This is a genomic window from Pirellulales bacterium, from assembly GCA_019636335.1.
Classification (GTDB): Bacteria; Planctomycetota; Planctomycetia; order Pirellulales; family JAEUIK01; genus JAHBXR01.
In genome coordinates this window covers 23,725-37,225 of sequence record JAHBXR010000018.1, presented here as the reverse complement: position 1 = coordinate 37,225, position 13,501 = coordinate 23,725, and the positions used below count along the sequence as shown (strand labels likewise).

Below are 13,501 nucleotides of genomic sequence, written 5' to 3'. Positions count from 1 at the left end.
AGCGAAGCCATAAGCCGCCACGCACTAAATCCGCTCTATTTCGAACGGAACCAATCGATCGATGGCCATTCGACTGTCGCCCCGCCCCATGAACATTCGCTCCGACTCGCTCCCCGCTAATCCCGCCGACGATGCCGCAGCGAATTCTCCCCGCGTGCTCAACTCGCAAGACCTGCTCCAAGGCCATCGCGAAGTCCTCATCGAGCACGCCGGCGAACGCTATCGCCTCTTGCTCACCCGCAACGGCAAACTACTCCTGCAAAAGTAGGATCAACCGCAGCACGTCTGTCCCACGCCGGGCCACACCGGCGTGGGACAGACACTGTGTTCTCTCCCGGTCGCGCGGTCGCGCCACCGATCTGGATTGACGCGTTTCCCACGAATCGTCACGCTTATCCTTGAACGTGTGCGCGGAGGATGGATTTCCGCGCGAGATTCGCGCGGCGCGCACGCCCACAACTACCGCCTCGGCGAGAGACAAGGGGACCACGGATGGGTACCGCATCGTTCTTGTTTTGCGCGGCGCTGGTCGCACAATCCGCGCCGCCAGCCACCGGGCCCTTCGACAACGTGCCCCCCGCACGCCAGGCCGCCGAGGTTGCTCCGGCCGGTAATACTGCACCACCAGGCGCTGCGTCCGCGCCCGGCGACATCCCGGCCAGCGCCGCGCCACGCAGTGCTGCTCCGTCCACGACACCGCGCAGCGACCGCTACGATCGCTATCGCAGCGCGCCGCCGGTACTCGATAGCGAAACGCCCGCGTCCTCGACGCCCCCAACCAGAACCACTCCCCCGGCCAACGTCGCTCCTCCGGTCCGCAGCGCTCCGACCGGTACCTTGGCGCCCCCCCCGGTGATGCCGGCCGAATCGCGTCCGCCGGCTACGGTGGCTCCCGTGCCGACGGGACCTTCCAGCGCACCTCCAACGACGAATTCCACAGCGCCCACGGCGCGAACCTGGACGGCGCCGGCGCGTGACTCGAGCCCTTCGGCGATTCATGAGCACATGACCCCCTCCTCGATGCCAGGCGCCGTATCGCGAGGCTCGACCACCCCGCCGGCGACAACACCGCCAAGCGAAGCCGCGGCACTGTTGTCCGCGACCTTGATGCCGCCGGCCGAGGGCCAGCTCGTCGGGCAGCCGCTGTCGCTCGTCAATATGCTCACGCTCATCGCCGACCGCAGCCAGCAATTGCGCGCGACGCAGGCCTACTGGAAACTGTCGGCGGCGATCGCCGACTACCATCTCCGCCTGGCCGAGTATCGTCTGCTCGAAGAACTCTCCACCTCGGAAGCGCTCGCGCACGGAAGCGAGGGAGACACGCTGGCCATCCACGCGGCGCTCGCCCGAGCCAAGGCCGACGCCCACGCCGCCGAACTGGCGGCCATCGGGGCCCAGCACGAGTTGGCTGGCCTCGTGCCGATGGACACCCGGGCCGGACTCCCCTTGGCGACCGATCCGCCCCACGTAGGCACCTACCGCACGCAATTCGAGACGATTTTCGGGCAAGGCCCCGCGCCGGCGCAGGCCTATCTGACCGATCGTCTGCTGCCGATTCGTCTCGAAGAGATCCGCCAGCGTGCGGTGGCCGTACAGGCGGCCAACGATGCGTTGGACGCTGCCGTCGAGGCCTGGAGCCAGGCGGCTGCCAGCCCCCGGAGCGTCATCGACTCGCTCGCCTCGCTGCGTCAACAGCGCGCGGCGTTCCTCACGGCGGTCGAGCGATACAACCTCGAGATCGCCCATTACGCCCTGGGCATCGCCCCGCTCGGCACGGGCAGCCGCGAATTGACCTCGATGCTGATCAAGCTTGAAGACATCGCCGCCCACGAGCGACTTGTGCCGCAGGTGGATGCCGCCTTCACTGCGCCCGGACAATACTTGCCGCTGGAGCAGGGGGTCGTGCCTGCCGGGTTCGATCGGCCGGCGCGCAACGAACCGACCCTGGCCGATCCGCGCCGCGAAGGCATGAACGCCGCGACGGCGGGGGAACCGACCCTGGCCGAGCCCGCTCCCTTCCCGATCTCGAACGATCCGGCCGAGCAGCCTCGTCCGTTGACTCCCCCCGCACCGTCGGCCTCGACCGCAGCCCCGGTCGGCGCGATCGAGGGTCCCGAGTTCGACCTGGAGATCCCCCCGCTCGAGGTGCCCTCGGCAAATGAACCTGCCCCGGCAGGCGCCGGTGGCGCGCCCGCCTCGTCCCAGCCCGCCCGCGAGCACTCGGCAGCGCACGGCGTACCGGCCCCGCTCGATGCCGTGGCGGCACGGTCCCCCGTCGAGCACACCGTCCATTACGCGCCCGAACAGCCGATGGAGACGAACAGTCCTGCGACCAATTATCACACCCTGTTGTCGACCACCCCCACCAAACGAGCTCAACGGCTGGCCTCGCTCCTGCATTGGGATCGGGCCCCCGAGTTGCAATCGTCCGATCATCCGGTCGCGGCGATGACGCTGCCCGACCTGCTGAATTCCGTGGCCCCTGGCTCGAGGCTGCCGGCCATCGACGCCTATTGGATCGCTCGCGAAAAGCTGGCCCGCACGCAGGTCGTCACGGAGCAGATCGGACTGCTCGAGGTGCTCGCCCCGAGCGTGCTCGAGCGCCGCAGCGCCCCGACCGGCCCGCTCGACATGTTGCGCCTGCGAGCGGCCAAGGCGGCCGCGGCGGCGGAATTGCAACTGGCGAAGGCCGAGTTGTTGACCGCGGAGTTTCAGTTGACGTTGGTCGCCGGATACGCCGTACATGGCACGTGGATCCGTCCGCAGACGGTGCCGCACGCGGGGGGCTACAAACTAAAGCTCGAATCGCAGCCCGCCCCCATCGCGGCGACTCCCGCGATTCAGCGCCTGGCCGAGACGGTACCGGGACAACACACCGTCTTCACCGATCTCGCGGCGGCAGTGGTTATGGCGGATCAAGCCCGCGCCACGGCGATTCACGACTACCAGATGGGGGCCGGTTCGATGGACGAAGTGCTGGCCACGATGGCCGAAGAGACGTCGGAGACGCAGGCCTTTCTCGCGGCCCTCACCGATTACAACCAGTCGATCGCCGAGTACGTGACGCTGGTGCTGCCCTCGACGACCCCTCCCGCCAGGCTCGCTAGCGCCCTGGTGCTGACCGGCAGCGGCCGTTCGCCGAGCGACGCAGTCGAACGCTCGGCCCGCGCAAGTCAGGCGCCCCGTTCCTGACGATCGATGCGCCGCGCGCACGCTATGACTTAGCCGCGTTGTTTCCGCTCGAGTCGTTTGTGGAAACGAGCCATCTCGATCACGCCGCGGACGTGGGTTCCCTGGGCGATCAACTCGTGCTCGTCGCGGGCCTCGATCGTGAGCGTGACCATCATGCCTTCGATCGACGTGACTTCTGCCGAGGCGACGACCTGCGCGCCGGCCGGCGTCGGGGCGAGGTGACGAAACTCGAAGCCTACGCCCACCGACTGCTCCCCTTCATCCAGGTGTGGCTGGATAGCGTTGTACGCCGCGTGTTCCATGAGCGAGAGGACCCAGGGGGTGGCCAGCACCGCGGGCCCCTTCGGATTGACGTGGCTCACCAGGTTTTCCGTAACAACGCGATGGCGTACCTCCCCTTTCGTGCCGGGCAGCAACGTTTCTTTCATCGTGATTCCTCGGGCATTTTCCGGAGTATTACTCAGTCGCGTCTTTGTTTCTTGCTCGGGCAACAAACTCCTGCACGGCCCGTTGCGCCGGCGCGCTGGCAAACAGGCGGCCAAAGCCTTCGCCTGCGAGACGATCCCACTTGGCATTCGGCGTTCCTCGCAACTGGGCGAAGAACGACCGCACTTCAGAGATAACCTCGCGCCGCGCCGCACTCAGCTCACGTGCGACCTCGGTGGCTCGTGTTGGCATATCCCCCAGCGCGACGATCTCGTCGACAAGGCCCCAGCGTTCCGCCTTGGTCACCTCGAACATCCCGCCGGCGAGCACAATCTGCTGCGCTCGGGCCACCCCCACCCAGCCGGCCAATTGTGCCAGACCCCACGGGGGGAGCCAATGCCGCGCCGCAGGGGGGAACCCCATTCGCGTGCCCTCGGCGGCCAGGCGAACATCGCAATAGAGCGACAAGGAAAACCCGCCCCCGACAGCGTACCCATGCAGCGCGGCGATCGTGATGAGGGGCAGTGCGGCAAGCCGGTCGAGGATGGCCGCCCCCTCCAGTTCCAACTGCACGGCCTCGTCCGCCGCAAGGGAGCCGATCTCGCGCAGGTCGGCCCCGGCACAGAAGGCCTCGCCCCGGCCAGCGAGCACCAAGGCGCCGATCTCCTCGTGCGCGGCCACGAACTCGATGGCGCTGCCCAGGTCGGCGACCAATTGTCGGCTGAGTGCATTCCGCACCTGAGGTCGGTTGAGCCACACCCGCGCCATCGAACCGTCGAGCTCGACGTCGATCGTACCAAGCGAAATGGAATGGGGCAGGCTCATGGCGAGGGCGATTCTAGTGGCTCTCGACCCCACCGTGCCAGTCACTTCACGCTTGGCGCGGCGGGTGGTTTCACCTTGAATGAGGCGTATGCCCTCTGCTTCCACTGCGATTGCCGATCGTCCCACGCCGCTGGCTTTGCCAGCGTTGCGCATCGGTCCGCTGGTGATCGATCCGCCGGTGCTGCAGGCCCCCATGGCGGGCTTTACGAACTATGCCTTTCGCCAGATCGTGCGCGAACTGGGGGGAGCCGGACTGCAAGCGACCGAGATGATCTGTGCCCGTGGGTTCCTCTACCTCGACGAGCACGAGCACGAATTGCCCGAGCGTCTGTGGGGCGTGGCCGACGAAGCGCGGCCGCTGGCCGTGCAGATGTGGGACAACGATCCGGCGACGCTCGCCGCCGTCGGCGCGAAGCTGGCTCACGAATTGCACGTGAGTGTCGTGGATATCAATTTTGGTTGCCCGGTGAAGGACGTCACCGAAAAGGCTCACAGCGGCTCGTACCTGCTGCGTTATCCCGAGCGGATGGGGGCGATCATCGAACGCGTGGTGCAGGCGTGTGCCCCGACCCCCGTCACGGCCAAGATCCGGCTCGGCTGCACGCGCGAGACGATGAATGCCTGCGAGGTGGCGCAGGTGGTCGAGCAGGCCGGGGCCGCCGCCCTGACGGTGCATGGCCGCACGGCGAAGGACTACTTCACCGGCTCGGCCGATTGGGAACGCATCTCCGAAATCAAGAGCGTCCTGCGTCGCATTCCGCTCATCGGCAATGGCGACCTCGACACGCCCGCCAAGGTGGTAACCGCCTTTCAGCGTTATCGCGTCGACGGCGTGATGATCGCCCGCGCGGCGTTGTCCAAGCCGTGGCTCTTCGCGCAGGTGCGCGCGGCGCTCGCGGGCAAACCGATCCCGCCCGATCTGACGCTCGCCGAAGAACGAGCCTTGCTGCTGCGTCACTACGGCCTGGTGGTCGAACGCTTCGGCGAGCGGATGGGAACGATCCTGATGCGCAAGTTCGCCTGCTGCTACGCCCAAGGGAGAGCGGGCGCCCGCGAGTTCCGCTCGAAGGTCTCCCGCGTCACGCGGCCCGACGAATTTGCAGCAGTCGTCGAGCAATTCTTCCCGCGCAGCGGGTAGCGGAGATGGCAACTCGATGCATCAGCCTGGCCGGCATTGGCCTGGAGTTAGCAAGTGCCGAGTCAAGTTTCACGACACGGTTTCCTTCTGCGTTCAACTCGAAGTTGAAGCGGGGAACTCTGGGTGCCACTGGCATTGCCAGTGCCTTGGCCTGTGGGGGATGTTATTGATGGCTGCGCGGCAAGTGAGCCCGAATGTATTGATCACCGGCACGCTGGCCGGGCTCCCGTTGGTCGCCCTGGGTTCATTGGCAGCGCAGAGGTGAATAATACTTCGAGAGAATGCAAGCCAGCAGAGGCCGCGTAATTTCGTGTCACTTATCTTTGACATGCTGCGTGAGCATCAAGCTGAATAAGTTCGTTGTCTCGAACTGGCACTGGCAAAGCCAGTGGCACCCCGCGAGTAGCGGAAACCTCAGACGAAGCATTCGCACAGGCAACTCGTAGGTCAGGTACGCCGTACCTGACAGCGTTCGATATCGCCACTCGATTGTTTGTCAGGTACGGCGTACCTGACCTACTTCCGCAGCACGAGCACGGGGCAGTGGGCGAGTCGCACGATGCGTTCGGCCACCGAGCCGATCAGCAGCCGCTTGATTCCCGTGCGGCCGTGCGAACTGAGGACGATCAGATCGGCCCCTTGCTCCTGGGCGAAGTTGGCGACTTCGTGCCCCGGGTCGCCGAACTCGATCTTGAATTCGATGCCCTGGTATTTCGCCTCCGCCAGACGCTCGCGCAGCGCCTGCTCGGCATGCCGGGCGCGGCTCTCCTCGTCGACGGTGGCCCAGATCACCCCCGGCTCGGCCGGCTCGAGCACCGCCAGCACATTGATCACGCTGATCTTCTTCGGGTCGTCGACCAGCTCGAGCGCCGTCTCGAGCGCCGCGAACGAATCGTCGGAAAAGTCGATCGGCACGACGACCTTCTTGCGGGGAGCCCAGCTCATGGAAAAACACCTTTCTGTCGAGCGCACTTCTAGTGGCGCGGTTCGAATTCGCCCGCCCGGTAACGTTGCCAGTAATCGTCGAGCGCGCGGCGTACCTTGCGATTCAAGAGCACGAGCCCCACGACGTTCGGCAACCCCATGGCCAGGATCATCAAATCGCTGAACACGAGGATGTTCGTCGCCGTGATGATCGAGCCCAGCACGACGAACACCAGGAACAGCAGTTTATAAGGCAAGGAAGCCCACGCTCCAAACAACGTCGTTGCGCAGCGCTCGCCGTAGTACGACCAGCAGATCAGCGTGGCGTACGCGAAGAGGAAGGAGGAGACCGTCACGATCCAAGGAAACCAGCCGGCCGCTCTTCCAAAAGCCGCCGCCGTCAGTTCCGACCCCTTGCTCCCCTGCACCAGATGATCCAGCGCGGGATCGCGATACACGCCGGTCACCACAATGACCAGTCCCGTCAGGGTGCAGACCACCACCGTATCGATAAAGGGCTCGAGCAGGGCGACGATGCCTTCGCTAATCGGCTCCTTCGTCCGGGCGGCCGCGTGGGCGATCGAAGCCGAGCCGATTCCCGCTTCATTCGAGAAGGCGGCCCGTTGCACCCCCACGACCATCACGCCCAAAAAACCGCCATACAGGGCGTCGGCATGAAAGGCGCCTTCATAGATGGCGACGAAGGCGGCGGGGATGTCGGGCGCGAACACGAACAGAATGTAAAAGCAGCCCAGCATGTAAAGCGCGCACATGAACGGCACGATGCGTTCCGCCGTGGCGGCAATGCGTTTGATGCCGCCGATGATGACGATGCCCACCAGCACCGCCATGATCAGTCCATAGAGCCAGGGGTAATGATCTTCGTCGAACAGGCTCACCTGCGCGGCGACGGCCCCCATCGATTGCCCCACCTGGAAAGCCCCGCCCCCACCGACCGCCCCGCCAATGCACATCACGGCGAACACCGCCGCCAGAAAACTGCCCAACCGGCGCAATCCCAATTCGGCGAGCCCCTCGCGCAGATAGTGCATCGGACCGCCGGAGATCGTGCCATCCTGGTCGACCTGGCGGTACATCTGCCCGAGGCTGCACTCGACAAACTTGCTGCTCATGCCGAACAGCCCCGCGACGATCAGCCAGAAGATTGCGCCAGGCCCCCCCTTGCCGACCCCAATCGCCACCCCCGCGATATTCCCCAGCCCCAGCGTCCCCGAGAGTGCGGAAGCGAGGGCCTGAAAGTGGGTCACCTCGCCGGCGTCATCGTGATTGTCGTAATCCCCTCTGGTCAGTCGCACGGAATGCCAGAACCCACGCAGATTGATGAAGTTCATCCGTAGCGTGAAATAGATGGCGCCGACAAAAAGCCAGATCACGACAAAGGGGAGTCGCGACTTCGGATCGGTCTCCGAACCCGGTACGAACCATCGCAAATCGAAGAAGAGGACCTTTTCGAGCGGCGCCACGAGCCACTTTCCAAAGGCCTGGTCGACCTGCTCCATCCAGCCGCTGGTGGCGGGGGCGGCATCCGGAAGCCCCAGTTCCAAGACCCGCTCCTCCTCCTGCGAAAGCGCCGGCATGCCCCCACCAAGGGTGATTGCCACAACGACTATGCCAAGAGCCCACGCACGACCACGCATGAGGGTCCGTTCCCATCGTCAAGCTGTCTGCCGCGAAGTGCGCCTGCGGCCCCGGCTTCTGGGCAGACTTCTAGACAATAAAATGTTCCCAGTCAACAATTTACGGCACTTCTGCTGTCAGCGATCTATTTTTCGCATAAACCATTGCCGAAATTCGCCGACCCTGTATAGTTAATTCGTAAGGTACTTAGCCGCCCCGGGTGGCGCAAGCCAGGACCGTCATGCATACCACGCCCGAAACATCCGACGCTCAACTGCTCGACCTGCTCCGCACCGAAGGGGCGCGGACGGTTGTCGAGTTGACGACGGCGATGCGGGTCACCCCGACCGCCGTGCGGCAACGGCTAGCCCGTCTGCAGCAGCAGGGGCTGGTCGAGCGCGAGATAAGCCGAGCCGGGCGTGGGCGTCCCCGCCACCGTTACTCGCTGACCGAGCTGGCTCGCCGCCGCGCCGGCAACAACTTTGCCGACCTGGCGATCGTCCTCTGGCGCGAGCTGCGTGCCGTGCGCGATCCCGAGCTGCGGCGCGGGCTGCTCGCCCGGGTGGTGCAGGGCTTTGCCGGCTTGTACTCGTCGCGGGTCGAGGGGAACGACACCCGCGAGCGGATGCAGTCGGTCAGCGGGCTGCTGGCCGAGCGCGACGTCCCCTTTGCGGTCGAGGAGTCGGGCGGACTGCCCGTTTTAGTCGCTCGCGATTGCCCTTATCCGCAGTTGGCCGAAGAGGATCGCGGCATCTGCGCGGTAGAGAAGATGTTGTTTTCCGAGTTGCTCCAGCAAGACGTGCGTCTCGCCCAGTGCCGGCTCGACGGCCACGCCTGCTGCCAGTTTCAAACGAGTTGATCGACGGTTACAATCGGCGGTTTCTTCGGAGCGTGCAGGTGATCGACCGCGGAGGTCGAGGCCCCCGGGGCCCCCTGCGGCGCAAGCGATTCCGCCAGCAATACCGGACACGTAAGACCATGACACAGCCGTGGATCGAAGGGCGTTTTGAAGAAAACGTCATCACGACGACGATCGAGCAAGCCATCAACTGGGCCCGCCAGTCGAGCATTTGGCCCATGACGTTCGGCCTGGCCTGTTGTGCGATCGAAATGATGGCCACCGGGGCCAGCCGCTTCGATCTCGACCGTTTCGGCGCCGGCGCGTTTCGCGCGACACCCCGTCAGGCGGACTTGATGATCGTGGCGGGCACGGTGACCTACAAAATGGCCAGCCGCGTGCGGCGTCTCTACAACTTGATGCCCGATCCGAAGTTCGTGATCGCCATGGGCGCATGTACCGTCGGCGGCGGTCCCTACTTCAAGTACGGCTACCACGTCGTGAAGGGGGTGGACCTGGTCGTGCCGGTCGACGTTTACGTGCCCGGCTGCCCCCCCCGTCCCGAGGCCCTGCTCGAAGGCGTGATGCGCATCCAAGACAAGATCAAGGGGCACAAGATCGCCAAGCGGCGCCAAGGCAGCGGCGCGATGAGTTGGCTGCAGACGGCCGGCCAGTTGGGAGAACGTATCGAGGATGAACTCCCCGTCCCCCACCATACCGGCTACGTCGCGGCCCGCGACGACGAACCCGTTTTCGATCACCAGAAACTGACCGGCTGATCCGCGGCTCGAGGGTCGGCCGCCGTGCCGAGCTTCGAACCAGCAGCCCGGAACGAGCAAGCCGCCACCTTCCAGCCGGTGGGCCAACACCACCTGCCAGACTAGAAAGACCATGACCGAGACGCTCAAGATCACGAATCTGCACGTCAGTGTCGAGGGCAAGCCGATTCTCAACGGCGTCAACCTCGTGATTCGCCGCGGAGAAACCCACGCCCTGATGGGGCCGAATGGCTCGGGCAAGAGCACGCTCGGCTTCGCCATCATGGGGCATCCCGGTTACGAGGTGACCGACGGCGCCATCGATCTCGACGGTCGCGACGTGCTGGCGATGGACCCGAACGAACGAGCCCGGGCCGGCATCTTCCTGGCCTTTCAGCGACCGATGTCGATACCGGGCGTGAAGATGGCCGATTTTCTGCGGCATGCCACGACGAACGTCCGTCGCCCCGACCGCAAAGAGGGGGAAGAGCTGCTGCCGATGCGCGAGTTCCGTAAGGAACTGAAGGACAAGATGTCGCAACTGCGCATGGATACCGAGTTCGCCCGCCGCTATGTGAACGACGGCTTCTCCGGCGGCGAGATGAAGCGGGCCGAGATCCTGCAGATGGCCATGCTCCGCCCCAAGTTCGCCATTCTCGACGAGACCGATAGCGGGCTCGACGTCGACGCCGTGCGGCTGGCCAGCCAAAGCATTGCCGAGATCGGCGGTCGCGACATGGGCATCCTCATCATCACGCACCACGACAAGCTGCTCGAGCACAATCGCCCCGACTTCACGCACGTGATGTTGGGGGGGCGCATCGTCGAGACGGGGGGGCCCGAGTTGGCCGAAGAATTGCACGAACGAGGCTACGATCGCGTCCGCGCGGCTTATCCCGATGCCGCGGAGGCGAATCAAGCCATGGAGAAAAAACAAACCGCGGAGGCGGGCATCGCCTAGCCACGTTTTTCGCTCGCTGACGACGCACGTTTCCCTCATTCGATTGCGCGGTGATGACTATGGCTACCGACCTGAAGCAAGATTCCTTCGACGTCGGCTTGGGTGAAATCAACAAGTACGATTTCCGCAACGCGGAGAAGTACATCTTCAAGAGCCGCAAGGGGCTCGACGCCGAGATCGTGCATCAGATCTCGGACATGAAGAACGAGCCCGAGTGGATGCGCGACTTCCGGTTGAAGAGCCTCGAGATCTTCAACTCGAAGCCCATTCCACGCTGGGGGGGCGATGTCGCGCTCGACTTCCAAGACATCTACTACTACATCAAGCCCTCCGACCACCAGGGTCGCACCTGGGACGATGTACCCGAGGACATCAAGCGCACCTTCGACAAGCTCGGCATTCCCGAGGCGGAGAAGAAGTTCCTCGCCGGGGTGAAGGCCCAGTACGAGAGCGAAGTGGTCTACGGCTCGCTCCGCGAAGAACTCACCAAGCAGGGGGTCATCTTCACCGATACCGACTCGGCGGTGCGCGAGTATCCCGACCTGGTGAAGCAATACTTCGCCACGGTGATTCCGCCGTCGGACAACAAGTTCGCCGCGCTCAATTCGGCGGTCTGGTCGGGGGGCTCGTTCATCTACGTGCCCAAGGGGGTGAAGATCGAGTATCCGCTGCAGGCCTACTTCCGCATCAACGCCGAGAACATGGGCCAGTTCGAGCGGACCTTGATCCTCGTCGACGAAGGCGCGCAGGTACATTACGTCGAAGGCTGCACGGCGCCGATGTACTCGACCGAAAGCCTCCACTCGGCCGTGGTCGAGGTCGTGGTGAAGAAGCACGCCCGTTGCCGTTACACGACGATCCAGAACTGGGCCAACAACATCTACAACCTGGTGACCAAGCGTGCCATGGCCTACGAAGGGGCCACCATGGAGTGGGTCGACGGCAACCTGGGGAGCCGGCTGACGATGAAGTATCCGGCCGTCTACATGATGGAGCCGGGAGCCCGCGGCGAGGTACTGTCGATCGCGTTTGCCTCGGCCGGCCAGCATCAGGACGCCGGCGCGAAGATGGTGCATTGTGCTCCGCACACGTCGAGCCGCATCATCTCGAAGTCGATCTCGAAGAATGGCGGCCGCTCGAGCTATCGCGGCCTGGTCAAGATCGACCACGGCGCCAAGAAGTCGAAGTCGAACGTCGTCTGTGACGCTTTGATCCTCGACTCGAAGAGCCGCAGCGATACGTACCCCTATATCGAGATCGACGAGCAGGACGTGACCGTCGGCCACGAGGCGAGCGTCTCGCGGATCGGTGAAGAGCAGTTGTTCTACCTCGAAAGCCGCGGTCTCTCCGAGGCCGAGGCCAGCACGATGATCGTCAACGGCTTCATCGAACCGCTCGTCAAAGAGCTGCCGATGGAGTATGCCATCGAGATGAACCGCCTGATCGAGCTGCAAATGGAAGGCTCGGTCGGCTGATCGACTGCCGCGCACACCTATGACCCAAACCGCGTTATCCACCGGCTTTCGGCCGGAGACGTTCGAATCGTTTCTCTCGCGCCGCGCCGAGCCCCCCTGGCTGGTGCGCCTGCGCCGCGAGGCCTGGGAACGCTTCCTCGCGCTCCCCATGCCCACCACCAGCGACGAAGAGTGGCGCCGCACCGATATCCGCCTGCTGCGTTTGGATCGCTACGCCTTGCCGACGGAACTGCCCGCCGAGCCGGCGCTGCCGCCGGCCCTGTTGACCGCGGGGGTCGAGTTGGGCGGGCGCGCGGTGTCGCTCGATAGCCTGCCGGTGTCGCAGCAGCTCGACGAGTGCTGGTCGAAAAAGGGGGTGCTGTTCGGTAGTCTCGATGCGCTGGCCGCCGAGCATCCCGAGCTCGTGCAGCGTTTCCTCTACTCGGCGGTCGATGCTCATTACGACCGTTTTGCGGCGCTGTCGGCCGCCTGCTGGTCGGGCGGAACGCTCGTCTACGTGCCGCGCGGCGTCGTGGTCGATCAACCCTTGCACGTCCTCTCGGCCTTGAGTCGTGGCGGGACCGATCTCGGTCGCCTGCTCATCGTGCTCGACGAGGGGGCCGAGGCTACCGTCCTCTCCGAAACGGCCGGCGGCGACGATAACGGTTTCCACACCGGCGCCGTAGAACTCATCGTCCGCCCCGGTGCCCGGCTGCGCTACGTGAATCTCCAGCATTGGGGATCGGGCGTCTGGCACTTCGCCCATCAAAAGGCCGTGGTCGATCGCGACGCCAGCCTGCAATGGACGATCGGAGCGCTCGGCGGCAAGCTGGCCAAGGTGAATCAGCACGTCTCGCTCGTCGGCGCCGGCGCCGACGCGCAGGTCAACGGCGTCATGTTCACCGAGGGGAAGCAGCACCTCTCCTACCACACGCTGCAGCGCCACGAGATCGACCATTGCCGCAGCGACCTGCTCTACAAGGGGGCGCTGCAAGACAATTCGCGCCTCGTCTGGCGCGGCATGATCAAGGTCGATCCCGGTGCCCAAAAGACCGACGCCTACCAGCGCAACGACAACCTGGTCCTATCGGAGCATGCCCGGGCCGATTCCATTCCCGGGCTCGAGATCGAAGCGGACGACGTGCGTTGCACGCACGGCTCGACCGCGGGTCGCGTCGACGACGAGCAGATTTTCTACGCCCGCTGCCGCGGTCTGACGCGAAAAGAGGCGGTGCGCATGATCGTGGCGGGCTTCTTCCAGCAGGTCTTCGACCGCATCACGATCGAAAGCGTCCGCGAAGCCCTGGGACTGGCCATCGGTCGCAAGATTCGCGAATACGATTGATC

13 protein-coding genes are annotated in these 13,501 nt (G+C 64.8%); 8 read left to right on the top strand and 5 right to left on the bottom strand.

Annotation, left to right across the window (positions count from 1 at the left end; all coding sequences use genetic code 11):
• Positions 1 to 61: 61 nt before the first annotated feature.
• Positions 62 to 268, top strand: coding sequence for a hemin uptake protein HemP (locus tag KF708_17020; GenBank protein MBX3414393.1), 207 nt, complete (start codon positions 62 to 64; stop codon positions 266 to 268).
• Between the two features lie 451 nt (positions 269 to 719).
• Here the strand turns inward: KF708_17020 and KF708_17015 are convergent, their stop codons facing one another.
• Positions 720 to 938, bottom strand: a complete 219-nt coding sequence (locus KF708_17015; GenBank protein MBX3414392.1) for a hypothetical protein — start codon at positions 936 to 938, stop codon at positions 720 to 722.
• A gap of 67 nt (positions 939 to 1,005) precedes the next feature.
• Between KF708_17015 and KF708_17010 the strand changes: the two genes are divergently transcribed.
• Entirely contained in the window at positions 1,006 to 3,192 is a 2,187-nt protein-coding gene (locus KF708_17010) for a hypothetical protein (GenBank protein MBX3414391.1), read from the top strand.
• Between the two features lie 29 nt (positions 3,193 to 3,221).
• On the opposite strand, the gene KF708_17005 is transcribed toward KF708_17010, so the two are convergent.
• Together KF708_17005 and KF708_17000 are read right to left on the bottom strand one after the other, a co-directional pair.
• On the bottom strand, positions 3,222 to 3,620 hold the full coding sequence (locus KF708_17005) for a thioesterase family protein (GenBank protein MBX3414390.1): 399 nt from the start codon (positions 3,618 to 3,620) through the stop codon (positions 3,222 to 3,224).
• A 28-nt stretch (positions 3,621 to 3,648) separates the two neighbouring features.
• Positions 3,649 to 4,443: an enoyl-CoA hydratase/isomerase family protein gene (locus tag KF708_17000; protein ID MBX3414389.1), complete on the bottom strand. Its 795-nt coding sequence runs from the start codon at positions 4,441 to 4,443 to the stop codon at positions 3,649 to 3,651.
• 88 nt (positions 4,444 to 4,531) lie between these two features.
• On the opposite strand from KF708_17000, the gene KF708_16995 reads away from it, so the two are divergent.
• Positions 4,532 to 5,581, top strand: coding sequence for a tRNA-dihydrouridine synthase (locus KF708_16995; GenBank protein ID MBX3414388.1), 1,050 nt, complete (start codon positions 4,532 to 4,534; stop codon positions 5,579 to 5,581).
• A gap of 516 nt (positions 5,582 to 6,097) precedes the next feature.
• Here the strand turns inward: KF708_16995 and KF708_16990 are convergent.
• A complete protein-coding gene (locus KF708_16990; GenBank protein MBX3414387.1) occupies positions 6,098 to 6,526 on the bottom strand; it encodes a universal stress protein in 429 nt (142 codons plus the stop codon).
• Positions 6,527 to 6,555: 29 nt separating this feature from the next.
• Positions 6,556 to 8,070, bottom strand: a complete 1,515-nt coding sequence (locus KF708_16985; protein ID MBX3414386.1) for an alanine:cation symporter family protein — start codon at positions 8,068 to 8,070, stop codon at positions 6,556 to 6,558.
• Positions 8,071 to 8,384: 314 nt separating this feature from the next.
• Here KF708_16985 and KF708_16980 point away from each other — a divergent pair, with 314 nt between their 5' ends.
• From KF708_16980 to sufD, 5 genes are all read left to right on the top strand, one after another.
• Positions 8,385 to 9,002 carry a MarR family transcriptional regulator gene (locus KF708_16980; GenBank protein MBX3414385.1) on the top strand — a complete coding sequence of 206 codons (618 nt, stop codon included), beginning with the start codon at positions 8,385 to 8,387 and terminating at the stop codon, positions 9,000 to 9,002.
• Positions 9,003 to 9,121: 119 nt separating this feature from the next.
• On the top strand, positions 9,122 to 9,760 hold the full coding sequence (locus KF708_16975) for an NADH-quinone oxidoreductase subunit B (protein ID MBX3414384.1): 639 nt from the start codon (positions 9,122 to 9,124) through the stop codon (positions 9,758 to 9,760).
• 112 nt (positions 9,761 to 9,872) lie between these two features.
• A complete protein-coding gene (gene sufC, locus KF708_16970; GenBank protein ID MBX3414383.1) occupies positions 9,873 to 10,700 on the top strand; it encodes a Fe-S cluster assembly ATPase SufC in 828 nt (275 codons plus the stop codon).
• A 59-nt stretch (positions 10,701 to 10,759) separates the two neighbouring features.
• A complete protein-coding gene (gene sufB / locus KF708_16965; protein ID MBX3414382.1) occupies positions 10,760 to 12,175 on the top strand; it encodes a Fe-S cluster assembly protein SufB in 1,416 nt (471 codons plus the stop codon).
• Between the two features lie 19 nt (positions 12,176 to 12,194).
• Positions 12,195 to 13,499, top strand: coding sequence for a Fe-S cluster assembly protein SufD (sufD, locus tag KF708_16960; GenBank protein ID MBX3414381.1), 1,305 nt, complete (start codon positions 12,195 to 12,197; stop codon positions 13,497 to 13,499).
• Positions 13,500 to 13,501: the final 2 nt, after the last annotated feature.

What these genes read in the sequence shown, in the direction of transcription:
- KF708_17020 (MBX3414393.1), top strand. Translation starts at nt 62, where the DNA reads ATGGCCATTCGACTGTCGCCCCGCCCCATGAACATTCGCTCCGACTCG.
- KF708_17010 (MBX3414391.1), top strand. Translation starts at nt 1,006, where the DNA reads ATGACCCCCTCCTCGATGCCAGGCGCCGTATCGCGAGGCTCGACCACC.
- KF708_17005 (MBX3414390.1), bottom strand. Translation starts at nt 3,620, where the DNA reads ATGAAAGAAACGTTGCTGCCCGGCACGAAAGGGGAGGTACGCCATCGC.
- KF708_17000 (MBX3414389.1), bottom strand. Translation starts at nt 4,443, where the DNA reads ATGAGCCTGCCCCATTCCATTTCGCTTGGTACGATCGACGTCGAGCTC.
- KF708_16995 (MBX3414388.1), top strand. Translation starts at nt 4,532, where the DNA reads ATGCCCTCTGCTTCCACTGCGATTGCCGATCGTCCCACGCCGCTGGCT.
- KF708_16990 (MBX3414387.1), bottom strand. Translation starts at nt 6,526, where the DNA reads ATGAGCTGGGCTCCCCGCAAGAAGGTCGTCGTGCCGATCGACTTTTCC.
- KF708_16980 (MBX3414385.1), top strand. Translation starts at nt 8,385, where the DNA reads ATGCATACCACGCCCGAAACATCCGACGCTCAACTGCTCGACCTGCTC.
- KF708_16975 (MBX3414384.1), top strand. Translation starts at nt 9,122, where the DNA reads ATGACACAGCCGTGGATCGAAGGGCGTTTTGAAGAAAACGTCATCACG.
- sufC (MBX3414383.1), top strand. Translation starts at nt 9,873, where the DNA reads ATGACCGAGACGCTCAAGATCACGAATCTGCACGTCAGTGTCGAGGGC.
- sufB (MBX3414382.1), top strand. Translation starts at nt 10,760, where the DNA reads ATGGCTACCGACCTGAAGCAAGATTCCTTCGACGTCGGCTTGGGTGAA.
- sufD (MBX3414381.1), top strand. Translation starts at nt 12,195, where the DNA reads ATGACCCAAACCGCGTTATCCACCGGCTTTCGGCCGGAGACGTTCGAA.